We start from the raw sequence: 23,641 nt of genomic DNA on the forward strand, positions 1-23,641 counted from the left end.
GCTCAGGCTAACGGGATCGCGGACGGGTTCGGGCCAGCGTCCGCGCGAGGGAATCCGTCCAATCGGGAATCCAGGAGGCAAACAACGCTTTCCAGCGCTCGGCGTCCGCAGGTTCAGTTTCGAGCGCAACCGACCATTCGATGAAGGTTCGGTTGCCCTCGATGATCGGACGCAGGTGCATGGTGCCTTGGTAGCGCGTCGGCGCCGGACTCGGGCCGCCGTCGTCTTGCGGATAGGGTATCGCTTCGAGACCGGCATAGGTCAGGCTGTGCTGGTCGTCCGAGTGACCGACCAGGCGCTGGCGGATCCAGTTTCCGAGATAGCAGAAGCGCCTGACGGCGCCGACTTCATCGCCGCGCCTGTTGTCTTCGATCTCGCTCTCGCTCACGCCGTCGATATAAGCGGGGTAGTTGTTGAAATCGCGGATCAGGGACCAGACGTCGTCGAGCGGGTGGTCCAGCACGGCGCTGTAATAGGCTTGGGTCATCGGTGGCTTGCCTTTGGTTTCGTTGCGCGCAGAGGTTGGCCAGGCGCGCGGACAAAACCCACCCGATTTCCGACCGCCCGTTCGAGGAGGCGTCTGCTTTCGCACAACATGGCCTTCCGGTTGGTAGCGCTACCTTGCGGCGGCGACGCAAAGCCGACTAGAATGCCCGAGTTGACAAGAGCGCCCGGCATCACGGGCGCCGCTGGGAGGGATTCAATGTCCAAGATTTCACGCCGCACCTTTGCGGCTTCCACCGCCGCTATCGCGGCCTCCGCCGCTTTCGGCTTCAAGCCCGCACTTGCGCAAGCCTATCCGGCCCGGCCGGTCACCGTGATCGTGCCCTGGGGCGCCGGCGGCGGCACCGATGCCACCGCGCGCATCGTCGCAGCACTGCTGGAGAAAGACCTCGGCCAGCCCTTCAACGTGGTCAACCGCACCGGCGGCTCCGGCGTGGTCGGCCATAGCGCGATCGCGACCGCGCAGCCCGACGGCTACACCATCGGCATGCTGACCGTCGAAATCTCGATGATGCACTGGCAGGGCCTCACCGACCTGACGCCGAAGAGCTACACGCCGCTGGCGCTGATGAACGAGGATCCGCCCGGCATCCAGGTCTCCTCCTCCTCGCCCTACAAGACGGTCAAGGAGCTCGCCGACGCGATCAAGGCGGCGCCTCCGGGGAAGTTCAAGGCCTCCGGCACCGGCCAGGGCGGCATCTGGCATCTGGCGCTGGTCGGCTGGATGCAGGCGATGGGCCTGCCCGCCAACCAGGTCGCCTGGGTGCCGTCGAACGGCGCGGCACCCGCAATGCAGGATCTCGCGGCCGGCGGTGTCGATCTCACCACCTGCTCGGTGCCGGAAGCGCGCGCCATCATCGAGGCCGGCAAGGCCAGGAGCCTTGCCATCATGGCGCCCGCGCGCAATCCGGTGTTCAAGGACGTGCCGACGCTGAAGGAGGCCATGGGCATCGACTACGCAACCGGCGCCTGGCGCGGCATTGCGGGGCCGAAAAATCTGCCGCCGGAGATCGCAACCAAGCTCACCGCCGCGCTGAAGAAGGTCTACGACTCCGCCGAGTTCAAGGACTTCATGAGCAATCGCGGCTTCGGCACCGTGTGGGGCGATGCGGCCCATTTCGCGGGCTTCATGGACAAGGGCGACGCCCAAATGGGCGAGGCGATGAAGGCCGCGGGCCTGAGCAAGGCGTGATCCGCACCTGCGACGCCTTGATCGGGGTGCGAGGAACTCTCCGCGAGTCCATCTCTCACCTCCCCGGCGGAGACTCCCCCTCACCCCAACCCTCTCCCCGCAAGCGGGGAGAGGGAGCGCACCTCCTGTAGGACTCCCCTATGCGTCTTCCCGACTCCGTCACGGGATCGTTTCTCGTCGCGCTCGGCGCGGCTGCCGCCTATGGCGGCTACATTCTGCCGCCGGTGCCGGGGCAGCCGGTCGGCCCCAATGTATTTCCGCTGGTGATCGGCTGCGGCCTTGCACTGTGCGGGCTCGCGATCGTGTTCGGGATCGGCCGTTCCTTCGAGGAGGAGGAAGAGCTGGTCCCGTTCGAGGACGGCCAGGCGGCTGCCCCGCCGCCGCAGGGCAAGCTCTACGGCCTGCGCGCGCTGCTGCCGCCGGCGCTGCTGCTGTTCTACGTTCTTGCCGCCGACCGGCTCGGATTCATCATCACCGCGGCGATCATGGTCTACGTGACCTCGACCGCGCTCGGGGCGAAGTTGAAGCTGGCGCTGCCGCTCGCGATGCTCTCGCCGTTCGCCATTCATCTCATCTTCGGCAAGCTGCTCCGCGTGCCGCTGCCGGTTGGCCTGCTGCCGACGCCCTGGTGATCGATGTTGAAGACCCTGATTGATGCGTTCGCGCTGATCTCCACCTGGGAGGTCATCATCTCCATGTTCGCAGCCTCCGTGTATGGGCTGGTAATCGGCTCGCTGCCGGGCCTGTCGGCGACGATGGCAACCGCCCTGCTCGTCCCCGTCACCTTCTATCTGTCACCGATCGCGGCGATCGCGACCATCGTGGCGGCGTCCTCGATGGCGATCTTCTCCGGCGACATTCCCGGCGCGCTGCTGCGTATCCCGGGCACGCCCGCATCCGCGGCTTACGCGGATGAAGCCTACGCCATGACGCGCAAGGGCCAGGCCGAGCTCGCGCTAGGCGCCGGCGTCTGGTTCTCCGCGGTCGGCGGCATCGCCGGCGTGCTGTCGCTGATGATCCTGGCGCCGCCGCTCGCCGAGATCGCGTTGTCGTTCTCGACCTTCGAATATTTCTGGTTGGCGCTGCTCGGCCTGATGTGCGCCACCTTGGTGGCGCGTTCCTCGCCCGTCAAGGCGATCGCCGGCATGTTCATCGGCCTGCTCGTCGCCTGCATCGGCATCGAGAATCCCGGCGGCGTCCCGCGCTTCACCTTTGGGCTTACGGACCTGTTCGGCGGCATCGAGCCGATCCCGGCCCTCGTCGGCGTGTTCGCGGTGGCGCAGGTGATGCGCGCGATGCTGACGCCCGAGCCGCCGCCGCTGCCGCGGCGCAAATTCGGAAGCATCATGGCCGGCCAGTGGAAGCTGACCAAGCTCTATCGCTGGCAGATGACGCGCGGGAACATCGTCGGCATCATCATCGGTGTGCTGCCCGGCGCCGGCGCCGACATGGCCGCCTGGGTCTCCTATGCGATGTCGAAACGCTTCTCCAAGGAGCCGGAAAAGTTCGGCACCGGCCATGTCGAGGGCCTGGTCGAGGCCGGCGCCAGCAACAATGCCAGCATCGCCTCGGGCTGGGTGCCTTCGCTGCTGTTCGGCATCCCCGGCGACACCATCGCCGCGATTGCGATCGGCGTGCTCTACATGAAGGGGCTCAATCCCGGCCCGACGCTGTTCACCGAGAAGGCGTCGAGCATGTACGCGATCTATCTGATGTTCATCATCGCGAATATCCTGATGATCCCGCTCGGCATCGCCATGATCCGCGTCGCCACCTACATCCTGCTGGCACCACGCTCGGCCATCATGCCGATCATCATGCTGTGCTGCGCGGTCGGCTCGTTCGCGATCGGCAACAACATGTTCGGCGTCGTCACCGTCGCCGCTTTCGGCGTGATCGGCTATGTCATGGAGACGAACGGCTATCCCGTCGCCGCCATGGTGCTCGGCATCGTCATGGGCACCATGGTGGAGCAGGCTTTCGTCACCTCGCTGATCAAGTCGGACGGCAGCATTCTGCCGTTCTTCGAGCGTCCGGTCGCGGCCATCCTCGCCGCGATGGCGATCGGCGCGCTGCTCTGGCCGGTCATGGTGTGGATCTGGCGCAAGGTGAAACAGCCGCAGACCGCCGCGGCAACGACCCGGTGATATCGGGCGGGCGGGCCTCGCCTGCCCCGCCTCGCCGTTGTAAAGCAGAGGCATGACTGAGAAGAAGGCCTCGCTCGACATCAAATCCCTCGCCCGTGACGTACGCGCCGGCAGTCGTGCGGCCCTCGCCCGGGCCATCACGCTGGTGGAGAGCCGGCGCAGCGACCACCAGGCACTGGCGCGGGAGCTGGTGCAGATGCTGCTGCCCGACACCGGCAAGGCGTTTCGCGTCGGCATTACCGGTTCGCCCGGCGTCGGCAAATCCACCACGATCGATGCGCTGGGTACGTATCTGATCGATCAGGGCCACAAGGTCGCGGTGCTCGCGGTCGATCCGTCCTCGGCGCGCAGCGGCGGCTCGATTCTCGGCGACAAAACCCGGATGGCGCGGCTGTCGGCGTCTGGAGACGCCTTCATCCGCCCCTCGCCCTCCTCGGGCACGCTCGGCGGCGTCGCGGCGAAGACGCGCGAAGCGATGTTGCTATGCGAGGCCGCCGGCTTCGGCGTCGTGCTGGTGGAAACCGTCGGCATCGGCCAGTCGGAGACCGCCGTCTGCGACATGACCGACTTCTTCCTCGCCCTCATGCTGCCGGGCGGCGGCGACGAGCTGCAGGGCATCAAGAAGGGCCTGGTCGAGCTCGCCGACATGATCGCGATCAACAAGGCCGACGGCGACAATTTGAAGCGCGCCAAGATCACCGCGGCCGATTATCGCGGCGCGCTGCATATCTTGGCGCCGCGGTCCGAGCATTGGCATCCGCCGGTCGAGACCTATTCGGCGCTGACCGGCGACGGCATCGCAAAGATCTGGCAGAAGGTTCTGGATCACCGCAAGGCGATGAACGCGTCCGGCGATTTCGCCGCGCGGCGGCGCGAGCAGCAGGTGAAGTGGATGTGGTCGATGCTGGAGCAGCGCATGCTGGCACGGCTGCGCAGCGAGGCCTCGGTGCGGAGCAAGGTCCGAAAGATCGAGGCCGAGGTCGCCGATGGCCACCTCACGCCGGCGCTCGCCGCCGAGCAGATGCTGGAGTTGCTGCAATGAGCGACAAGCTCCGCATTCTTCTCACCGGCTTCGGTCCGTTTCCCGGCGCGCCCTACAATCCGACCCAGCCGCTGGTGGCGCGGCTGGCGCAATTGCGCCGGCCCGCGCTCGACGATGTCGCGCTCTCGAGCCACATTTTTCCGGTCACCTATGCCGCGGTCGACCGGCAATTACCCGACGTGCTCGCTGCGCAAAAGCCCGACGCGCTGCTGATGTTCGGCCTCGCCGCACGCACGCCTTACCTGCGTATCGAGACGCGGGCGCGCAACGCCGTCACCATGCTCTGGCCCGACGCCGCCAACACCCGCTCGACCAAGCGCGGCATCGCCGGCCATGCCGACGCGATGATGTTCGGCCCGCACACCGCAAGGCTGCTGCGCGCCGCGCGCCTCACCGGCATCGACGCGCGTGCCTCGCGCGACGCCGGCGCCTATCTCTGCAACTACTTGAGCTGGCGCGCGATCGAGCGCGTGAAGGCGGGCGGACCCAGGCTTGCGGCGTTCATCCACATTCCCCTGCTCGCACGCAGCGGCGGCGTGCGCCGCAAGGGCGCGGCCCGCATCACGCTGGAGGAGCTGGTGGATGCGGGGGAAGCGATGCTGATGGAGATGGTGCAGTTGGCGCGCAAGGCGCGGAACACGCCGGCCTCGTAGGGTGGGCAATGCGAAGCGTGCCCACGTCTTCTGTTACTGCCTCGGACAGGTCGTGGGCACGGCGCAAGCGCGCCTTTGCCCACCCTACGGCACCGTCTTTTGCGTAAACATTTAACCCTACCGCGAACAATCCTCACGGTCCTCGCCCTGCTGCGCTACGAAACCGCTGCGGACACCTCCCGCGTCCGCCGGAGGACGCGTCATGAACCTCAATCGCCGTCATCTCATCGGGGCTTCGACCGCCGGCATTGCCGGTGCGCTGGCCATGCCGGCCGATGCCGCGCGCGCCGCGCCGCTGACGTCGCTGCTCGGCCGCGATGCCACGCAATATGGTGTGCGGCCCGGCAGCAGCGAGGACCAGACCCGCGCGCTGCAGCGTGCCATCGACGAGGCCGCGCGGGCGCAATTGCCGCTCGCCTTGCCACCCGGCGTGTACCGGACCGGTCTGTTGCGGCTGCCGAACGGCGCGCAGCTGATCGGCGTGCGCGGCGCGACCAAGCTCGTCTTCACCGGCGGCGCCTCGGCGATCCAGAGCGACGGCTCCGATGCGATCGGCCTCACCGGCATCACCTTCGAGGGCGGCGGCATCCCGCTGCCGCCACGGCGCGGCCTGATCCACGTCCTCGGCGGGCGCGACGTGCGCATCAGCGAATGCGCTATCGCGAGCTCGGGCGGCAGCGGCATCTGGCTCGAGCAGGTCGCGGGCGACATCTCCGGAAACATCTTCAACGACATCGCGGTGACGGCGGTCGTGTCGTTCGACGCCAGGGGCCTCAGCGTCTGCCGCAACACGATTCTCGGCACCAACGACAACGGGATCGAGATCCTGCGCACCGCGATCGGGGATGACGGCACGCTGGTCGCCGACAACCGCATCGAGAACATCAAGGCCGGCCCCGGCGGCTCGGGCCAGTTCGGCAATGCCATCAACGCCTTTCGCGCCGGCAACGTGATCGTGCGAGGCAACCGCATCAGGAACTGCGACTATTCGGCGGTGCGCGGCAACTCGGCCTCGAACATCCACATCAGTGGCAACAGCGTCAGCGACGTGCGCGAGGTGGCGCTCTATTCCGAGTTCGCATTCGAGGCTGCAGTGATCGCCAACAACATTGTGGACGGCGCGGCCGTCGGCGTCTCGGTCTGCAATTTCAACGAGGGCGGCCGCATCGCAGTGGTCCAGGGCAACATCATCCGCAACCTGATCCCGAAGCGGCCGATCGGGACCGCGCCCGACGACGATGCCGGTGTCGGCATCTACATCGAGGCGGATTCTTCGGTGACCGGCAACGTGATCGAGAACGCGCCGTCCTACGGCATCGTCGCCGGCTGGGGCAAATATCTGCGCGACGTCGCGATCACGGGCAACGTGATCCGCAAGGCGCTGGCCGGCGTCGGCGTCTCCGTCGTGCCGGGTGCCGGCACCGCGCTGGTCAACAACAACATGATCTCCGAAACGCCGCGCGGCGCCGTGGTCGGCCTCGATCACGCCCGCGCGGTGACGTCGGATCTATCGGCCGACGGCGCACAACGTTTTGCGCAGCTGGTGGTCGGCGGCAATGCGGTGCGGCGCTAGAAGGCGTTCCGGAGCAGCGGGTACTTCGCTTCCAGGCCGTCGAGGCTGAAAGTGAATTCGACGACGCGCTCGGGGGCGGCGACGATTTCCTCGGCGGGCGGGGCGAACTGCGGCAGGAGCGCCGCCATCGCTGCGGGCGCGGTCTTCGGCGGCTTCGCGGCGGGCACGGGCGGCCTCACTTCCGGCGCGGCGAATGGCCGTGTTGCGGCCGGCTCCGCGAGCGACGATCTCACGGCAGGCGCAGTGAACGGTGCCTTCGCAGCGGGCGCCCTGAGCGGCGGCATCTCGGCAGGCGCGGTGAACGACGGCCAAGCTACGGGCATAGCAAGCGGCGCGATCGGGGCTTCGGTGATCTCCGCGAGCACGTCGGGCTTCGGATCGAGCCTGACCGGCGTGGTGGTCTCGGGGGCGATGTGAACGGCCTTTGGCTGCAAGGTCTTGGGCTGCATCGTTTGCGCCTGCTGCTCGCGCGGCGCCATGCGAGGCATCGTCGCCGGCGACCAACCGAATGCCGGCGTCACGCTCGCAGCCGCCTCGGCGACATCGCCGCCGGTCGCAAGCGCGCGCCAGGTCTGGACGGCGCGCTTGGCTTCCTGGATGTTTTCAAGGAAGGCAATTTCGGAATGATACCGGCGCCAGCGGCCGGTCTCGAACATCTCGGAGAGATGTTGCAGGCGCTGCTCGGCGAGAGCGCACCAGCGCGCTGCGATGTCGCGGCCGACGGCCACGGCATGAATTGACTCTTGGCGATGTGTCATGAACCAGCCCGTCAGGAGAAAACACGGACGCGGGGGACGCAACGCACACGAATCAATTTAGACGCGACAAGAATATTTTGTGGAAAAGTTTTGACTTGTCCAGCAACGACGCAACGCTCGTCGTCAAATACCGTAGTCGTGCGGTGATTTTCCGTGTTTTCGAGTCAAGCTTCGCACAAGCATGACGGAGTTGCGGCGGGACGCCCTCGCGGCGGCGACCGAAGCCACGGCGATCTTCAACTGCAAGATGAACGGATGTGAAGCTTCGAAAAATCGGACGCCAGATTCTTGTCTTGACGCGTTTTCTTCACGCGAACCGGCACCCACTTCGCTCGAAAACGCTCTGAAAAGAAGAGACCCGTCCGGGGGGACAACCGGACGGGTCGAGCCATATGGGCGCTTGGGGTGGATGGGCGCTCGCGCCTGATATGACTGATGGGGAGGGATGACCGCTCCCACATCAGTTGGTCGTGGCAGCGGACTGAACGTTCAAATGCGCGGCTTGATTTTTTAACCTTTGGCGTGAGCGTAAAGTTGTCGCAGCGACTATCGCGCCGGCGGCCTATCTGCCTGAGAAACCGCGGGTTTATCCTCCGCGCTCGACAGCGAGGTTTGCTCGATCGCGCGTGCGCCGGGCTCCTCGCGACGCTTCGGAGCATCTTCACGTTTTGTTGTACCGGGGGCAGCAGCGACCGGCGTCGTGCTATCGGCGGGAACAGCCATGACGGCGGCAAACGCGTCGGCCTGGCCGTCGCCGAAGAGGTCGTCACGCCCGGGCGAGCCGAGGTCGCGTGCGGTCTTCACCAGCGTCATGCGCAGCGCTTCCGGCTTGAGTGCGTGGTTGCGCTCGAGCAGCAGCGCCGCGACGCCTGAGACATAGGCGGCCGAGAACGAGGTTCCCGATGTCACCTGGTATTTACCGTCGGGTGCCGGCAGGAAGATGTCGACGCCGGGGGCCGCGACGGCGATGTAGTTGCCGCGGTTGGAGGCGGAGAACAGCCTGTCCTGCCGATCCGTCGCGCTGACCGCAATCACGTTGGGGTTGGCCGCCGGATAGAGCGGCGGCGATTTCGCCCCGGCATTGCCGGCGGCGGCGATCAGGATGAGACCACGCGCGGCCGTCGCCGCGATCGCGCGCTCGATCACCGCGTCCTTCGGGCCGGCAAAGCTCATGTTGACGATCTGCGCGCCGTGCTCGGCGGCGTAATTCAGGGAACGCAGGATGATATAGGACGAGCTCTCCGCACCGCCATTGGCACCGCCGAAGGCGCGGATGGCGATGATGCGGGCCTCGGGCGCGCTGCCCATCAGACGGGCATGGGCCGCGATCGCCCCGGCGATGCCGGTGCCATGGACGTGCGGCCCTTCGGCACTGCCGAGCGCGTCGAAATTGTCGGCGACGGAATTGGCGAGCTCGGGATGCCGGGCGTCGATGCCGGAATCGATCACGGCGATCGTGACGTTGGCCCCGTGCGCCAACGTATGCGCCTGAGGCAGGCGCAGCTTTGCCAGCGCGTATTGCGCAGGATCGCCCTCGGTGGCGGCCGACGATTTCTGGTCCTGGAGCACGTAGCGGAAGTTCGGCTGCAGCGAGCGCACGCTGCCGTCGGCCGCGAATTCGCGCCGCACGGTCTCATAGGGCCGGCCGTCGGCGATGCGGAACAGGCCGAACGTGGCTCCGATCAGCGGGAAATTCTCGGAAGCGAGGCGGGTCAGGCCGTGGCGACGCGCCAGCTCGTCGGCCTCGGCCGTCGACAGCGCGCCGTCGATCTCGGCGACGAATTCGCCTGCGAAGCTGCGCGAGATCAGCGCCACCGGCGTGTTGTTCCCGCGCCCTTTGCCGGCGCTCTTCTTGCCGGATTTTCCAGTGCCCTCGCCGCCCGCGTTCGGCTGCGCCAGACATTCGCCGTCGCCGCTGCGATAGGGCGCGGTGCAGGCCGGATAGAGGTTCGGCGAGTAACGTGCATAGGGCAGCACCGGCGTCGTCGGCCGGATGCGCGACGTCGTGGGAATAGTCGCCATCGTCCGCGGGCCGCGGCCAACGCTCACCGCGCGCGCAGCGATGTTCGGGCTGACCCGCGGGGTGATGTTTGGAGAGACGGTCGGCGTGCGCGAGGGAACGCTGATCGTCGGCGTGCGCATGATCGCCTGCGCCTGCGCAACTTCCACGCCAAAACAGAAGGCGACCAGAAGCGCAACGCCGACGGATGAAGCGCGGGCCCCAGTGCGCACCCTGCTCTCGGATTTGCCCGTCATCGGCTCGGCGGCGCGCCTAGGGCGCCGCGACGGCGAGGTTGACGAACTTCTCGCGCTGCATCCTGCCGAGCAGCGAAGCGAGCTCGTCCTGGTTCATCGCCTTGTCGAACTGGAGGCGGAACATGCCGCCCTTGGCATCGCCGATGATCGAAGCCTGGTAGCTGTCGAGCAGCGCGGTGATGTCGGCGACGCGCGCCTCAGGGGTGAAGCGCACCAGCGCGCGCGCCGGCGCGGCGGCGCTACCAAGCTCGCGCGTGATCGGTGCGCTGGTCGAGAGCGAAGCGGTCTGGAAGGTCGCCGGCTGGTTCTTCATCAGCACGGCGCCGATGATGCCGGCCTGCAGCACGAGCGCGACGGCACCGAGGCTCGCCGACCACGCCAGCGTGCGCGGCGACAAGCTCGCGAAGAAGGTCGAGATACGCGCCGACAGCGGCAGCGAGCCGCTGGCCCTCGCCGGCTCGGCATCGATCGCGGCGAACAGCTTCTGCATCGCGCGCGCCGACGGAGCGCCAAGGCTCTCGTTCAGATGAATGGTCTCTTCGTACTCGCCCCGGATCGCCGCATATTGCTTCGCCAGGTCCGGATCGCGCGCCAGCGCTTCCTCGACACGGCGCGCATCGCGCGCGTTCAGCGTGCCGGCAGCGTGCCAGGGCAGCAGCAGTTCAATTTCACTGGGCTCTTGCTCCAGCATCTTCTTGCTCAAAGCCATCATGGCCAGCCTCGCTCGACGCCGGCTGCCTTCAGCAGTTCGGCCAGTTTCTTGCGCGCATAGAACAAGCGCGTCTTCACAGTGTTCTCCGGTATCCCGACGATTTCGGCCACCTCTTCCACGGACTTCTCGTGGTAGTAGACGAGATCGACGACTTCCCGATGATCCGGCGAGAGGCCCGTCAGACACTCCCGCAACGCCTCACTGGTATCCTTCTTCTGCACCACCGTTTCCGGATCGTCGGACGTATCCTCGATCGCGTTGGCGGCGTCTTCGTCCAGCTCGAAATCCTTCCTGCGCCGGAGCGCAGACAGGGCCTTGAATCGGGTGATTGCCAGCAGCCAGGTGGAAACGGCAGATCGGCCCTCGAATTTGCCGGCTTGACGCCAGACGTCGAGAAACACCTCGCTGATGAGGTCTTCCGCCGCCTGCTCGTCCCGCACGAGCCTCAGCCCGAACCTGTAAACCCTGACATGGTGCCGCCCGTACAGCACCTGCATGGCGAGCCGGTCACCTTGAGCGATCCTGGCGATCAGGATCTCGTCTGAAGCCGCCTGTGTCGCGCTCAATGGCCGTCTCGCAAGGTTGGTCGGGTCGATGCGGTGGACGGTTCGATGTGGGGGGCAAAATTGTTGAACCTACCGCAGTCATACGGGGGCTTGTGTGAGCTACCCCACATACGGGCATTTTTCCTGTCCCACCCGTGGTGGTCAGCGTCGCTCATCCGAATCGGTACCATAATACTGCGATATTCCCTGCGGGATGCCTGCCCGGACATAGGCAGGCCGGCCTCATCCGGTTCCATAGCAGCCCTGCACCACTTTTGTCGCGCCAAGCCTTGCTTCGGCTCGACCGCAGCGCACACGATGCGTGATCATCGGTAAAATTCTCACGCTAGATGATCGCCTTGTTCCCTGCTGCACGGTTCGGATTCGATTTCAAAGGATACCAAACCTAAAGGCTTGCCACGTAGGTTTTTACGCTGACATGCACCATTGGCGGGACCATGGATACGGCCGCGACGTCCTTTCCGGAGAGGAATGCCGCAGAGGTCGCGGATCTCGTCCTCGCGCCCGAGACGACGGCTCCCGAGGTCAAGGCGCGCCGCGTCTGGCAGCGCCGCCAGATGTATATCGGCCAGGTCGCGAGCTATTCGCTGGGCGGCGCGGTCCTGCTGCTCTACGCCTTTGACGGCGCGGTCTCCGTGGCCGTTCCGACGCTGTTCTGGCTCGGCGGCCTTCTGATCATCGGGACTTTCACGGTGCTGTCGGAGGCCGGTTTCGGCGACCGTTTCGACGATCATTACCTCACCGTCTATCAGATCTCGGCGCATATGGCGCTGCAACTGGTGTTCCTGCTCGCGGTGCCCACCATCGGGGTCGCGTTCCTTGCCGTATTGTTTCTGATCTTCGCGTTCGGCACGCTGCGGATGACGTCGAGCCAGGCCATGCTCACCTGGGGCCTCGCCACCTGCGGGCTCACCGTGGTTTTCCTGGGATCGGACCTGCCGATCGGACTGCCGGTCGCGACCCGGCTGCAGCGGACCGCCTCGATGCTCTGCTTCGTGCTGGTGATCGGGCAGTGCGCCTTCCTCGGCCTGTTCGGCGCCACGTTACGCAAGATCCTGTACAAGCGCAGCATCGAATTGAAGGCCGCCTATCGACGCATCGAGGAACTGGCCGAGCTCGACGAGCTCACCGGCTCCTACAACCGCCGCTGCATCATGCGGCTTCTCGACACCGAGATCGAAAAGTCGCGGCGGGCATCCACGCCCTTCGCGATCGCGCTGATCGATCTCGACTGGTTCAAGCGCATCAACGACGCTTACGGCCATCCCATTGGCGATGAGGTGCTGCGCACCTTCGCGATCACCATTTTCGCCAACATCCGCCCGGCCGACAGTTTCGGCCGCTACGGCGGCGAGGAATTCCTGCTGCTGCTGCCGGATACGTCGGGTGACGTCGCGCTCCGCACGCTCGAGCGCCTGCGCGGCATCGTCGCCGATCTCGACTGGGGCGCGTTCTCCCTCAGCCTGCGGGTGACCATTTCCGCGGGCGTCGTGACGCTGCGCGACGTCGATACTGCCGACACGTTTCTCGCGCGTGCCGACAGCGCGCTCTATTCCGCCAAGGCGCAAGGGCGCAACTGCATTGCAACGAGCTGACCGATCCATTTTTCTCCGGCACGACAGACGCCGCTGCCGGGCCGAACGCTCCAGGACAGAGCAATGAGATCCAATTCCGCAAGACCATCCGAAAGCCTGCTCGAGGAGTTGCAGGCTGCCCTCTCGCACGGCACCGTCGCGCGCCGGGTGGAGACGCTCCGCCGCGTCACCGATCTCTTCGTGGGCAACGCGGTCGACTATTCCGACGACCATATCCGCGTGTTCGACGACGTGTTCCAGTGCCTGATCGAGCAGATCGAGACGTCGGCCAAGGCGCTGCTCGCCGAGCGGCTCGCGCCGATCGCGGCTGCGCCGCCGCAGATCATCCGCACGCTCGCGCTCGACGAGGTGATCGAAGTCTCCGGCCCCGTGCTGTCGAAGTCGGAGCGGCTGGATGAGGCAACATTGGTCGAGATTGCGCGCACCAGGGGCCAGGCGCATCTCAAGGCGATCTCGCTGCGGCGGACGCTGTCGGAAGCGCTGACCGACGTGCTGGTGGCGCGGGGCAATGAGGACGTGGTGCAATCGACGGTCGGCAATCCGGGCGCGCGGTTCTCGGAGGAGAGTCTCGCCGACCTCGTCGTCCGCGCCGAGCGCGACGACGACCTCGGCGGCTGCATCGGCCTGCGACCCGACCTGCCGCGGCATCACTATCTGAGGCTGGTCGCCAAGGCATCCTCGAGCGTGCGCAGGAAGCTCGCGGCTGCGCATCCCGAGCTCGCGGACGAGGTGTCGAGGGCCGTCGAGGAAGCGGCCCAACGGGTTCGCGCCGTCGCCAGGACGAAACAGACGGAGATGGCTCGCGCGCTGGTGAAGTCGCTGCACGAGGACGGCCGCCTCAACGAGCTCCAGGTCGCCACCTTCGCCGAGCAGGGCAAGTTCGACGAGACCAATGCGGCGCTGGCCGCACTCGCGGGGATCGCGGTCGAGACCGCCGAGACCATGATGATCGAGAGCCGCACCGAAGGCGTGATGATCCTCGCCAAGGCCGCGGGCATGCAATGGTCGAGCGTGCGCGCCATCATCGCCTTGCGCGAGAAGCTCTCCGGCGGGTCGCAGACCGACATGCTGAAGCTGCGCGACACCTATGAGGCGCTGCGCTCATCGACCGCGCAACAGGTGCTGCGCTTCCACCGCATGCAGTTGCACGCGACGCCGGCGGCGTGAAGCCGGCGCGGCTAAAGCGCGATGAGATTTGGATGAATCGTCATCGCGCTTTAGGTTGTTGGTTGCGCATGATCTTTCCGGAAAACCGCTTCGCACTTTTCCGGATCATGCTTTAATACCGCAACACCCTCGATCCGACCGCCGCGCCGATCGCCGTCACCAGCGCGGTCGCGAGCGTGTACCAGGTCGCGACGAACAGCGGGGAATCGTCGGTGCAGTGCGAGGCATAGAGAGTCGCCGCAAGTCCCGCCGACACCAGCCCCGCGAGCGCTCCGGCGAGCGCGGGACGAGACGGCGCGCCGTGGCGCAGGCCGAACAGCGCCCCCGCAAGCAGTGGCAGCGCCATTGCGGGGATCGCGACCATGCAGACCCTGGAGTTCTTACCCACCAGGCGCATCGTCATCGGCATCGCCGGCGCCATCATCGCCTCGCTGCCAATCGCCACGGCGAGCAGCCCGACGGGAAGCAGCAGCAGCCAGCCCCAGCCGCGCAGCAGGGCTTCGGGACGCGACAAATGAAGGCTGACGATGATGGCGGGGATTGCGAGCGACAACGTCACCGCGAACTTCATGTCGAAGAACGGGTTGCGCATGGCGCTCATGACGTCGGCGCGCACGCCGAAGAACGTCGCAAAGATCAGGATCGACAGCGGCGCAGCCACCAGCAGGGCCATGCTCAGCACGGCGCCGACGCGGGGCGCGCGGTGCGGATTGTCGGCGGCGAGCGAGCGAATGAGTTGATCGGTGTCCATGATCAATGGTCCCGCAATTTGGCGGTCAACGCCGCAAGTCCGCGATGCAGCGCGACCCGGACCGCACCCTCGCTCATCGACAACCTTGCCGCCGTATCCTTGATCGAGGCGGCCTCGACCGCGATCGATTGCAGCACGTCGCGCTGACGCTGCGGCAGGGTTCCGAGCTGGGCGGCGACCTCGCCGGCCGAAGCGGTGTCCTGCGGCGCCTCGCCCGGCAGCGTCTCGGCGAAATCGTCGATGTTGACGAACACGCGCCTGCCGCGCCGCCGGAGCGCATCGATCAGCTTGTTGCGGCCGATCGCAAACAGCCAGGGCGCGAAGGGGGCTTCGCTGTCCCAGGTATGCCGCTTCAGATGTACCGCCAACAGAATCTCCTGCACGATATCCTCGGCCTGGTCGGGCGGCTGACCCGCCCGCGCCAAGCCACGCCTCGCGGCGGCCCGCAGCACCGGCGTGACTGCCTTCAACAGACGATGATACGCCGCATCATCGCCAGCCATGGCCGACCGCATCAGGCCGGTCCATTCGTCCTCACGTCCGCGCACGCGCGCCCCTCACCATGCAATTCGGCCGCTCGTTCAATTTGTTACGCGGGCGCCAAAATTATCACGAATTCGTGATCAAGATCCGGGCCGCGCGACCGATGCGGCCGCAAACATCTGCGACGGCTCTTAACACCGATCGGTGCGTCCTGCATCGGGCGGGCGGCTTGGGGAGGCGGTCTGCCGCGTTTTTGCCGGGTGTGGCCCGAAGATTCCCATTTTCTGCCCCGCTGTCGTCACGCCCCGGGGTCTCTGTTTGCTGCCGGGACGGGCGGAATTGGGGAGATCGTCGACATGATGAAAACCAGCGCGCGCGCGGCCCTGATCGTTTTGGCCGGGCTTGTCTTGCTGTCCGGGGGCCTCGCACAGGCGGCGCCGAACGCGGCAGCAGGCAACAAACCGGAGAGCGCCGACAAAGGGGCCGATACGGCCAAGCAGCGGCGCCACGAGTCGCGCCGCACCGACAGCAAGAAGACGGTGCAGAAATCCGAGGACAAGGCGGACAAGAAGGACACGGCGGCCAAGCCCGACGAGGCCAAGAAAGACAAGACCGACGGTCAGGTCCCAGCCTGGAGCCAGCTGGCCCCGGAGGTCGCCAACGCCAATGCGCAGCTCGCCGCCGACACTCCGACTGCCGCGGCAGCCTCCGCGATGACGAACCGCGCCAACGACAACGTCCAGGCAGCCGCCGATAATACCAGCGCCGAGAACCCCGAAAGCCAGGTCGTCGCGCCCGATCAACTCAACGACATCGATCGGGCCTTGCAGGAGACCCCGCCGCCGCAGAAGGCGGTGATCGCCGCAACCGAGGCGCAGCCGCGGCCGGCGCCGGTGATGGCCAGCAGCCAGCAGAGCTCGGCCTGGGACCAGAGCTCCCTGATCGGCAAGATCTTCATCGGCGTCGGCACATTGCTGACCCTGGCCTCCGCCGCGCGCATGTTCATGGCCTGATGGCCGGTTCCGCCGGGACGCGCCCCCGCGCGCGTCCCGCGTCCGGCCCCCTTGAAGGCATCCGCGCCAGCGGGCACATTGCCCGCTCAATCGAAAGCGTGGGTGGAGCATGAGCACGTTCGAACACATCATCGTCGAGAGCGTCGGCGCGGTCGGCATCGTCAAGCTGAACCGGCCGAAGATGCTCAACGCGCTCTCGTTCGGCGTCTTCCGCGAGATCGCAGCTGCGGTCGACGATCTCGAGGCCGATGACGCCATCGGCTGCATCGTCGTGACCGGTAACGAGAAGGCCTTTGCCGCCGGCGCCGACATCAAGGAGATGCAGCCCAAGGGCTTCATCGACATGTTCTCCGAGGATTTCGCCGCGATCGGCGGCGACCGCATCGCGCGCTGCCGCAAGCCGACGATCGCCGCGGTCGCCGGCTACGCGCTCGGCGGCGGCTGCGAGCTTGCCATGATGTGCGATTTCATCATTGCCGCCGACACCGCGAAGTTCGGCCAGCCCGAGATCACGCTCGGCACCATTCCCGGCATCGGCGGTACCCAGCGGCTGACGCGCGCGATCGGCAAGTCCAAGGCCATGGACCTCTGCCTCACCGGCCGGATGATGGACGCCGCCGAAGCCGAGCGCTCCGGCCTGGTCAGCCGTATCGTACCCGCCGACAAGCTGATGGACGAGGTCATGGCGGCCGCCGAGAAGATCGCCGCGATGTCGCGCCCTGCGGCCGCGATGGCCAAGGAAGCGGTGAACCGCGCCTTCGAGACCACGCTTTCCGAAGGCATGAGCGTCGAACGCAACCTGTTCCATTCGACCTTCGCGCTCGAGGACCGTTCGGAGGGCATGGCGGCGTTCATCGAGAAGCGCAAGCCTGTGAACAAGAACCGGTAGCGCACGAGCCGGTCAGGCCAGTGTAAGGCTCTGGCGCTTTCCCGCGCACAGCCTGTGACGCGCCTGCAACAAGCACGGAATACATGGGAGTTTTGCCCGCGGCAGTTTGCCTGCGGGACCTCGGCTGGCTAAACAGTTAAGAGGCCATCGTCGGCGGGGGGCGGACAGCCGGGGTTAAGCGGGATTACATGATTGGGCGTACCGCCAGAGCTGGTCGCGGGGTGACGCGACGTCGATCGGGCGCGGGTCATGTGCTTGCGACATGGACCACGCTGGCGCTCTCTTGCGCCCTTCCCTCCGTGGCATCGGCCGAAGCCCTGCCGGACGCCTTGGCAAAAGCCTATCAGACCAATCCGCAGCTCAATGCCGAGCGTGCGCGCCAGCGCGCCACCGACGAGAACGTGCCGCAGGCGCTGGCCGGCTACCGGCCGCAGATCGTGGCGAGCCTCAGCGCCGGCCTGCAATCGGTGCGCAATCTGTTGCCGGACAACACCATCCAGACCGGCAATCTGAAGCCCTGGATCATCGGCGTCACCGTGACGCAGAGCCTGTTCAACGGCTTCCGCACCGCCAACGGCGTGCGGGCCGCCGAGCTCCAGGTGCAGTCGGGCCGCGAAGCGCTCCGCAATGTCGGCCAGGGCGTGCTGCTCGATGCGGTCACCGCCTACACCAACGTTCTCGCCAACCAGTCACTGGTCGAGGCGCAGCGCTCCAACGTCGCCTTCCTGCGCGAGACGCTCTCCGTCACCCAGCGCCGGCTCAATGCCGGCGACGTCACGCCGACCGACACCGCGCAGGCCGAGGCCCGCCTCAATCGTGGCCTTGCCGATCTCAACGCGGCCGAGGTCGCGCTTGCGGTCAGCCAGGCCACCTATGCGCAAGTGATCGGCAATGCGCCCTCGCAGCTCAGGCCTGCCGAGGCCGTCGACCGCTATCTGCCGAAGAGCCGCGAGGACGCCATGACGATGGCGATCCGCCAGCATCCGGCGGTGATGGCCGCCAGCTTCGACGTCGATGTCGCCTCCACCAACATCCGCATCGCCGAAGGCACGCTGCTGCCGAGCGCAACCATCCAGGGCAGCGCCAGCAAGAGCCGCAACAACGACCCGACGCTCGGTACCTTCGCCGAGGATCAAGCCTCGATCGTCGCCAACGTCACCGCGCCGATCTACGACGGCGGCCAGGCCGCGGCGCAGACCCGGCAGGCCAAGGAGATCACGGCGCAGAGCCGCCTCGTTCTCGACCAGGTGCGCAACCAGGCGCGCACGGCGGCGGTCAGCGCCTGGGTCGCCAATGAAGGCGCCAAGGTCACGGTCTCGGCCTCGGAATCCGAGGTGAAGGCGGCCACCGTCGCGCTGCAGGGCGTGCAGCGCGAGGCGGCCGGCGGCCAGCGCACGACGGTGGACGTTCTGAACTCGCAGGCCGACCTGATCCAGGCCAAGGCCCGCCTGATCGGCGCGCAACGCGACCGCGTGATCGCCTCCTACACGCTGCTCAGCGCCATCGGCCATCTCGACGTCAAGACGCTGAACCTGAACACGCCGGACTACCTGCCCGAGGTGCATTACCATCAGGTCCGTGACGCCTGGCACGGCCTGCGGACGCCGTCGGGGCAGTAGCCTTAAGTCTCTTTGGTGGATGCACATGAAAAGCCGCCGCATCCATCTGATGGGAGCCTCGGGCTGCGGCGTGACCACGATCGGCCGCGCGCTCGCGGGCCGGCTGGCGCTGCCGCATCATGACAGCGACGACTATTTCTGGCTGCCGACGGTGCCGCCCTATCGGACGACCCGCCCCGCCGCCGACCGCCTGCGCCTGATGCACGAGATGTTCTTGCCGCGTCTCGACTGGGTGCTGAGCGGGTCCGTCACCGGCTGGGGCGAAGAGCTCGTTTCGTACTTCGACCTGGTCGTCTTCGTGACCGCGCCGCGCGAGATCCGGATGAAACGATTGCGCGCCCGCGAGGCCGCCCATTTCGGCGCCGATGCCGTCGCACCGGGCGGCTGGCGCCATGGCGAAACCGAAGACTTCGTCGAATGGGCCTCCCATTACGAAGCCGGCGATCGCGAAGGCCGCAGTCTCGCCAAGCACGAAGCGTGGCTCTCGGGCCTGCCCTGCCCGGTCGTGCGCGTGGACGGCTCACGTCCGCTTGCGGACCTTGTCGAGCAGCTATGCAGCGAAGCGGAGCAGTTGCCCGGCTGATGTGATAATCTCCTCCCACTCGCCGATAAAAAACAAACCGGGAGAGAAACCGTGCTCAGCCGACGCAGCGTCCTGCTTGCCTCCCTTGCGGCCGGAGTAGCCATGACTAGCAAAGCCCGTGCCCGCGCGGCGCAGCCCTCGACGCCGATCAATTTCGATGTGCCGGCGCATGCCTGCGACTGCCACACCCACATTCATGGCGATGTCGAAAAGTTTCCGTTCTTCGCCGGGCGTGTCTATACGCCGGAGCCGGCTTCGCCGGAAGAAATGGCGGCGCTGCACAAGGCGATGCATATCGAGCGCGTGGTGATCGTGACGCCGAGCGTCTACGGCATCGACAATTCCTCCACGCTGTTCGGCATGAAGGCGCGCGGCGCGACCGCGCGCGGCGTCGCCGTGATCGACGACAAGACGCCGGAGAGCGCGCTCGATACGATGCATCAAGAGGGCTTCCGCGGCATCCGTCTCAATCTGGCGACCGGCGGCGTCAACGACCCCAATGTCGGCCGGCCGCGCTTCACCGCCGTCGTCGAGCGCATGAAGGCGCGCGGCTGGCACGTGCAGCTCTACACCACGCTTGCCATGATCTCTGCGATCAAGGACCTCGTCGAGACGGCGCCGGTGCCGGTCGTGTTCGACCATTTCGGCGGCCTCGAGGCTTCGCTCGGCCTGGAGCAGCCCGGCTTCTCCGATCTCGTCGCGCTGGTGAAATCCGGCAAGGCCTATGTGAAGATCTCCGGCGCCTATCGCTCGTCGAAGCTGGCGCCCGACTATCAGGACATGGTGCCCTATGCCCGCGCGCTGATCGCGGCCAATGCGGACCGCATCGTCTGGGGCACCGACTGGCCGCATCCGGATTCGAGCCGCGTCGAGGGCCGCAAGCCCACCGACATCGCGCCGCTCTACCAGATCGACGACGGCCGCCTGCTCAACCAGCTTCCGGTGTGGGCACCGGATGCCGAGGTGCGCAAAAAGATCCTGGTCGACAATCCGGCGCGGCTCTACGGGTTCTGACGATCAGCGTGCGCGGCGGGAGAAGAAGGAGATCAGCACCGGCAAGGTCACCAGGATCACGACCGGCGCCAGCATCATGCCGGTGACAACGACGACCGCGAGCGGCTTCTGCACCTGCGAGCCGATCCCTTCCGACAGCGCCGCCGGCAGCAGGCCGACTCCTGCGACCACGCAGGTCATCAGCACCGGCCGGAGCTGCAGCTCGCCGGTGCGCACCACCGCGCTCATGCGGTCCATGCCCTCCTCGATCAGCTGGTTGAACTGCGACAGGATGATGATGCCGTCCATCACCGCGATGCCGAACAGCGCGATGAAGCCGATCGCCGCGGAGACACTGAACGCGGTGCCCGAGATCAAGAGGCCGAGCACGCCGCCGAAGATCGCCATCGGGATCACGCTCATCGCGAGCAGCGTGTCGGTCATCGAGCCGAAATTGAACCAGAGGAGCACGCCGATCAGCGCCAGCGAGATCGGCACCACGATCGACAGCCGCCGGATCGCGTCCTGCAGATTGCCGAACTCGCCGACCCATTCCATATGCGAGCCCGGCGGCAGCTGCACCTGCGCGGCGATCTTGTCCTGCGCCTCGCGGATCGCGCTGCCTAGATCGCGCTCGCGCACCGAGAACTTGATCGGCAGATAACGCTCCTGCTGCTCGCGATAGATGTAGGCCGCACCCGAGACGAGGCTGATGGTCGCGACCTCGCTCAGCGGAATCTGCGTGACGGTGCCGTTCGGCCCGGGCGCGCCGATCCGCAAATTCTGGATCGCCTCCGCGCTGCGGCGGTACTCCGGCGCGAGGCGGACGATGATCGGGAAGTGGCGGTCGCTCCCGGGCTCATAGAGGTCGCCGGCGGTGTCGCCGCCGATCGCGACCTTGATGGTGGCGTTGATGTCGCCCGGTGCAAGGCCGTAGCGCGCCGCCTTGGCGCGGTCGATGTCGATCTGAACAGTCGGCTGGCCCAGCGAGGTGAAAACCGCAAGGTCGGTGACGCCTTGCACGGTCGACAGCACCTGCTTGATCTTGTTGGCGGTGTCGGTGAGAGCCTGGAGATCGCTACCAAACAGCTTGATCGAGTTCTCGCCCTTCACACCGGACACGGCTTCGGAGACGTTGTCCTGGAGATATTGCGAGAAGTTGAATTCGACGCCGGGGAAGCGATCGTCGAGCTGCTTGAGCAATTGCGCGGTCAGCTCTTCCTTGTCGCGGGTGCCGGGCCACTGGCTCACGGGCTTGAGCGGCGCGAAGAACTCGGCGTTGAAGAAGCCGGCGGCGTCGGTGCCGTCGTCGGGACGGCCGTGTTGCGACACGACCGATTCGACCTCGGGCCGGGCGCGGATCACCTTGCGCATCTCGTTGACGTAGCCGTTGCCTTCCTGCAGCGAGATGGTCGGCGGCAGCGTGGCACGGATCCAGAGGTTGCCCTCCTCCAGCTTCGGCAGGAACTCGAGGCCGAGCAGCCGGGCGAGCGCGACCGTCACCAATACCAGGCCGACCGCGGCGCCGAGGACGATGTTGCGGTTAGCGACCGCCCAATTCAGCAGAGGCATGTAGAGCCGGTGCAGGATCAGCATCACCTTCGTCTCGGTCTCCTCGACATGCGCCGGCAGGATGATCGCGGACAGCGCGGGAGTCACGGTGAACGTGGCAAGCAGGCCGCCGGCCAGCGCATACGCATAGGTACGTGCCATCGGCCCGAAGATGTTGCCCTCGACGCCTGACAGCGTGAACAGCGGCAGGAACGCCGCGATGATGATCGCCGCGGCAAAGAAGATCGATCGCGAGACGTCGGCGGCCGCGCTGAGGATGGCATGGTTCTTCATGCCGAACAGCGTCTCGGGCGACATATGCTCGGATTCCGACATCGGCGTCGTTTGCGTGAGGCGGCGGAAGATCGCCTCCACCATGATCACGGTGGCGTCCACGATGAGGCCGAAATCGATCGCGCCGACCGACAGGAGGTTCGCCGATTCCCCGCGCAGCACCAGGATGATGACGGCGAAGAACAGCGCGAACGGAATGGTCGCGCCGACGATCAGCGCGCTGCGGAGATCGCCGAGGAAGATCCACTGCAACAGGACAATCAGCAGAATGCCGATCACCATGTTGTGCAGCACAGTGTGGGTGGTGAGTTCGATCAGGTCGCCGCGGTCGTAGATGCGCTCGATGCGCACGCCTGGCGGCAGGATGCTGGAATTGTTGATCTGTTGAACGAGCTCGTGGACGCGCTTGATGGTCGGCGCGCTCTGCTCGCCGCGCCGCATCAGGACGATGCCCTGCACGATGTCGTCGGAATCGTCGAGGCCGGCAATGCCCAGGCGCGGCTTCTGGCCGACGGTGACGGTGGTGACGTCCTTGACCAGCACCGGATTGCCGCCGGTCTGCGCCACCATGGTGTTGGCGAGGTCGTCGATCGAGCGGATCAGGCCGACGCCACGCACCACGGCGGATTGCTGGCCGATATCGACGGTGTTGCCGCCGACATTGACGTTGGAATTGCCGACCGCCTGGAGCAGTTGCGGCAGCGTCAGGCCGTTGGCGACCAGCTTGTTGAAATCGACCTGGATCTCGTAGGTCTTGCTCCTGCCGCCCCAACCCGTGACGTCGATCACGCCGGGCACCGCGCGGAAGCGGCGCTGCAGTATCCAGTCCTGGATGGTCTTGAGGTCGAGCACGCTGTAGTTCGGCGGACCGACGAGGCGATAGCGGAAGATCTCGCCGATCGGGCTGAGCGGAGAGATCTGCGGCTGCACGTTGCCCGGCAAAGGCGCGAGCTGCGCCAGGCGATTCAGCACCTGCTGCTGCGCCTCGTCATAGGTGTAGGCGAAGGAGAACTGGATTTTGACGTCGGACAGACCGTAGAGCGAGATGGTGCGGATGGTCGTGATGTTCTTCAGGCCGGCGACTTGGGTCTCGATCGGGATCGTGATGTAGCGCTCGATCTCCTCCGCCGACAGGCCCGGGCTCTGCGTCACGATATCGACCATCGGCGGGGTCGGGTCGGGATAGGCCTCGATGTTGAGCTGGTTGAACGCGATCAGGCCGCCGATCAGCACGGCGACGAACATGCCGACCATGAGGAAACGCCGGTTGACGGCAAGGGCGACGAGACGATCCATTCAG

21 protein-coding genes are annotated in these 23,641 nt (G+C 66.4%); 13 read left to right on the forward strand and 8 right to left on the reverse strand.

The genetic code is table 11. The features are described 5' to 3' along the window. Nucleotides 1-7 precede the first annotated feature (7 nt). Nucleotides 8-592, reverse strand: coding sequence for an SRPBCC family protein (locus tag ABIA40_RS17545; protein WP_404542409.1), 585 nt, complete (start codon nt 590-592; stop codon nt 8-10). A 111-nt stretch (nt 593-703) separates the two neighbouring features. On the opposite strand from ABIA40_RS17545, the gene ABIA40_RS17550 reads away from it, so the two are divergent. The 6 genes from ABIA40_RS17550 to ABIA40_RS17575 all read left to right on the forward strand — a co-directional run bounded on the left by ABIA40_RS17550 (nt 704) and on the right by ABIA40_RS17575 (nt 7,111). Continuing rightward, nucleotides 704-1,696, forward strand: coding sequence for a tripartite tricarboxylate transporter substrate binding protein (locus ABIA40_RS17550; protein WP_128262639.1), 993 nt, complete (start codon nt 704-706; stop codon nt 1,694-1,696). 140 nt (nt 1,697-1,836) lie between these two features. Then, nucleotides 1,837-2,328 (forward strand): tripartite tricarboxylate transporter TctB family protein, encoded by a 492-nt coding sequence (locus tag ABIA40_RS17555; protein WP_157281456.1) that lies wholly within the window; start codon nt 1,837-1,839, stop codon nt 2,326-2,328. A 3-nt stretch (nt 2,329-2,331) separates the two neighbouring features. Further along, nucleotides 2,332-3,843 (forward strand): tripartite tricarboxylate transporter permease, encoded by a 1,512-nt coding sequence (locus ABIA40_RS17560; RefSeq protein WP_057027170.1) that lies wholly within the window; start codon nt 2,332-2,334, stop codon nt 3,841-3,843. A gap of 52 nt (nt 3,844-3,895) precedes the next feature. Next, nucleotides 3,896-4,885, forward strand: a complete 990-nt coding sequence (gene meaB, locus ABIA40_RS17565) for a methylmalonyl Co-A mutase-associated GTPase MeaB (RefSeq protein ID WP_271545248.1) — start codon at nt 3,896-3,898, stop codon at nt 4,883-4,885. Beyond that, the gene (locus ABIA40_RS17570) at nt 4,882-5,538 is read left to right on the forward strand and encodes a pyroglutamyl-peptidase I (RefSeq protein WP_271545249.1); all 657 of its coding nucleotides are present in this window, start codon (nt 4,882-4,884) and stop codon (nt 5,536-5,538) included. Before meaB ends, ABIA40_RS17570 begins: the two co-directional genes overlap by 4 nt. 202 nt (nt 5,539-5,740) lie before the next feature. Further along, nucleotides 5,741-7,111, forward strand: a complete 1,371-nt coding sequence (locus tag ABIA40_RS17575; protein WP_271545250.1) for a TIGR03808 family TAT-translocated repetitive protein — start codon at nt 5,741-5,743, stop codon at nt 7,109-7,111. Here the strand turns inward: ABIA40_RS17575 and ABIA40_RS17580 are convergent. The 4 genes from ABIA40_RS17580 to ABIA40_RS17595 form a co-directional block, all read right to left on the reverse strand. Then, the gene (locus tag ABIA40_RS17580; RefSeq protein ID WP_271545663.1) at nt 7,108-7,839 is read right to left on the reverse strand and encodes a TIGR03809 family protein; all 732 of its coding nucleotides are present in this window, start codon (nt 7,837-7,839) and stop codon (nt 7,108-7,110) included. The genes ABIA40_RS17575 and ABIA40_RS17580 overlap by 4 nt on opposite strands. Nucleotides 7,840-8,415: 576 nt before the next feature. Further along, the gene (locus ABIA40_RS17585; protein ID WP_271545251.1) at nt 8,416-10,125 is read right to left on the reverse strand and encodes a S8 family serine peptidase; all 1,710 of its coding nucleotides are present in this window, start codon (nt 10,123-10,125) and stop codon (nt 8,416-8,418) included. A gap of 16 nt (nt 10,126-10,141) precedes the next feature. Further along, complete coding sequence (locus ABIA40_RS17590) at nt 10,142-10,837, reverse strand: hypothetical protein (RefSeq protein ID WP_271545252.1); 696 nt, start codon at nt 10,835-10,837, stop codon at nt 10,142-10,144. After that, nucleotides 10,834-11,403, reverse strand: coding sequence for a sigma-70 family RNA polymerase sigma factor (locus ABIA40_RS17595; RefSeq protein WP_271545253.1), 570 nt, complete (start codon nt 11,401-11,403; stop codon nt 10,834-10,836). Before ABIA40_RS17595 ends, ABIA40_RS17590 begins: the two co-directional genes overlap by 4 nt. 437 nt (nt 11,404-11,840) lie before the next feature. Here ABIA40_RS17595 and ABIA40_RS17600 point away from each other — a divergent pair, with 437 nt between their 5' ends. Both ABIA40_RS17600 and ABIA40_RS17605 read left to right on the forward strand, forming a co-directional pair. Continuing rightward, nucleotides 11,841-12,998 carry a GGDEF domain-containing protein gene (locus ABIA40_RS17600; protein WP_271545254.1) on the forward strand — a complete coding sequence of 386 codons (1,158 nt, stop codon included), beginning with the start codon at nt 11,841-11,843 and terminating at the stop codon, nt 12,996-12,998. 63 nt (nt 12,999-13,061) lie between these two features. Then, nucleotides 13,062-14,165 carry a DUF2336 domain-containing protein gene (locus ABIA40_RS17605; protein ID WP_271545255.1) on the forward strand — a complete coding sequence of 368 codons (1,104 nt, stop codon included), beginning with the start codon at nt 13,062-13,064 and terminating at the stop codon, nt 14,163-14,165. Between the two features lie 112 nt (nt 14,166-14,277). Here ABIA40_RS17605 and ABIA40_RS17610 read toward each other — a convergent pair whose 3' ends face one another. Further along, on the reverse strand, nt 14,278-14,916 hold the full coding sequence (locus ABIA40_RS17610) for an NrsF family protein (RefSeq protein WP_404542417.1): 639 nt from the start codon (nt 14,914-14,916) through the stop codon (nt 14,278-14,280). A gap of 2 nt (nt 14,917-14,918) precedes the next feature. Continuing rightward, nucleotides 14,919-15,464 (reverse strand): sigma-70 family RNA polymerase sigma factor, encoded by a 546-nt coding sequence (locus ABIA40_RS17615; protein WP_036042899.1) that lies wholly within the window; start codon nt 15,462-15,464, stop codon nt 14,919-14,921. A 291-nt stretch (nt 15,465-15,755) separates the two neighbouring features. Between ABIA40_RS17615 and ABIA40_RS17620 the strand changes: the two genes are divergently transcribed. The 5 genes from ABIA40_RS17620 (at nt 15,756) to ABIA40_RS17640 (ending at nt 20,517) form a co-directional block, all read left to right on the forward strand. Next, on the forward strand, nt 15,756-16,412 hold the full coding sequence (locus tag ABIA40_RS17620) for a hypothetical protein (RefSeq protein WP_271545257.1): 657 nt from the start codon (nt 15,756-15,758) through the stop codon (nt 16,410-16,412). 109 nt (nt 16,413-16,521) lie between these two features. Continuing rightward, complete coding sequence (locus ABIA40_RS17625; RefSeq protein ID WP_036006037.1) at nt 16,522-17,301, forward strand: enoyl-CoA hydratase; 780 nt, start codon at nt 16,522-16,524, stop codon at nt 17,299-17,301. A gap of 188 nt (nt 17,302-17,489) precedes the next feature. Continuing rightward, nucleotides 17,490-18,920: a TolC family outer membrane protein gene (locus ABIA40_RS17630; RefSeq protein WP_271545258.1), complete on the forward strand. Its 1,431-nt coding sequence runs from the start codon at nt 17,490-17,492 to the stop codon at nt 18,918-18,920. A gap of 25 nt (nt 18,921-18,945) precedes the next feature. Continuing rightward, nucleotides 18,946-19,503: a hypothetical protein gene (locus ABIA40_RS17635; RefSeq protein WP_271545259.1), complete on the forward strand. Its 558-nt coding sequence runs from the start codon at nt 18,946-18,948 to the stop codon at nt 19,501-19,503. Nucleotides 19,504-19,554: 51 nt separating this feature from the next. Continuing rightward, nucleotides 19,555-20,517, forward strand: a complete 963-nt coding sequence (locus ABIA40_RS17640; RefSeq protein WP_404542420.1) for an amidohydrolase family protein — start codon at nt 19,555-19,557, stop codon at nt 20,515-20,517. Nucleotides 20,518-20,520: 3 nt separating this feature from the next. Here ABIA40_RS17640 and ABIA40_RS17645 read toward each other — a convergent pair whose 3' ends face one another. Continuing rightward, nucleotides 20,521-23,637 carry an efflux RND transporter permease subunit gene (locus ABIA40_RS17645; protein WP_404542423.1) on the reverse strand — a complete coding sequence of 1,039 codons (3,117 nt, stop codon included), beginning with the start codon at nt 23,635-23,637 and terminating at the stop codon, nt 20,521-20,523. Between the last annotated feature and the right edge of the window lie 4 nt (nt 23,638-23,641).

This window comes from Bradyrhizobium sp. USDA 223, assembly GCF_044909005.1.
Classification (GTDB): Bacteria; Pseudomonadota; Alphaproteobacteria; order Rhizobiales; family Xanthobacteraceae; genus Bradyrhizobium; species Bradyrhizobium yuanmingense.

Coding starts and splice junctions, on each gene's coding strand:
- ABIA40_RS17550 (WP_128262639.1), top strand. CDS start 704: ATGTCCAAGATTTCACGCCGCACCTTTGCGGCTTCCACCGCCGCTATC.
- ABIA40_RS17555 (WP_157281456.1), top strand. CDS start 1,837: ATGCGTCTTCCCGACTCCGTCACGGGATCGTTTCTCGTCGCGCTCGGC.
- ABIA40_RS17560 (WP_057027170.1), top strand. CDS start 2,332: ATGTTGAAGACCCTGATTGATGCGTTCGCGCTGATCTCCACCTGGGAG.
- meaB (WP_271545248.1), top strand. CDS start 3,896: ATGACTGAGAAGAAGGCCTCGCTCGACATCAAATCCCTCGCCCGTGAC.
- ABIA40_RS17570 (WP_271545249.1), top strand. CDS start 4,882: ATGAGCGACAAGCTCCGCATTCTTCTCACCGGCTTCGGTCCGTTTCCC.
- ABIA40_RS17575 (WP_271545250.1), top strand. CDS start 5,741: ATGAACCTCAATCGCCGTCATCTCATCGGGGCTTCGACCGCCGGCATT.
- ABIA40_RS17585 (WP_271545251.1), bottom strand. CDS start 10,125: ATGACGGGCAAATCCGAGAGCAGGGTGCGCACTGGGGCCCGCGCTTCA.
- ABIA40_RS17590 (WP_271545252.1), bottom strand. CDS start 10,837: ATGATGGCTTTGAGCAAGAAGATGCTGGAGCAAGAGCCCAGTGAAATT.
- ABIA40_RS17600 (WP_271545254.1), top strand. CDS start 11,841: ATGGATACGGCCGCGACGTCCTTTCCGGAGAGGAATGCCGCAGAGGTC.
- ABIA40_RS17605 (WP_271545255.1), top strand. CDS start 13,062: ATGAGATCCAATTCCGCAAGACCATCCGAAAGCCTGCTCGAGGAGTTG.
- ABIA40_RS17610 (WP_404542417.1), bottom strand. CDS start 14,916: ATGGACACCGATCAACTCATTCGCTCGCTCGCCGCCGACAATCCGCAC.
- ABIA40_RS17620 (WP_271545257.1), top strand. CDS start 15,756: ATGATGAAAACCAGCGCGCGCGCGGCCCTGATCGTTTTGGCCGGGCTT.
- ABIA40_RS17625 (WP_036006037.1), top strand. CDS start 16,522: ATGAGCACGTTCGAACACATCATCGTCGAGAGCGTCGGCGCGGTCGGC.
- ABIA40_RS17630 (WP_271545258.1), top strand. CDS start 17,490: ATGATTGGGCGTACCGCCAGAGCTGGTCGCGGGGTGACGCGACGTCGA.
- ABIA40_RS17635 (WP_271545259.1), top strand. CDS start 18,946: ATGAAAAGCCGCCGCATCCATCTGATGGGAGCCTCGGGCTGCGGCGTG.
- ABIA40_RS17645 (WP_404542423.1), bottom strand. CDS start 23,637: ATGGATCGTCTCGTCGCCCTTGCCGTCAACCGGCGTTTCCTCATGGTC.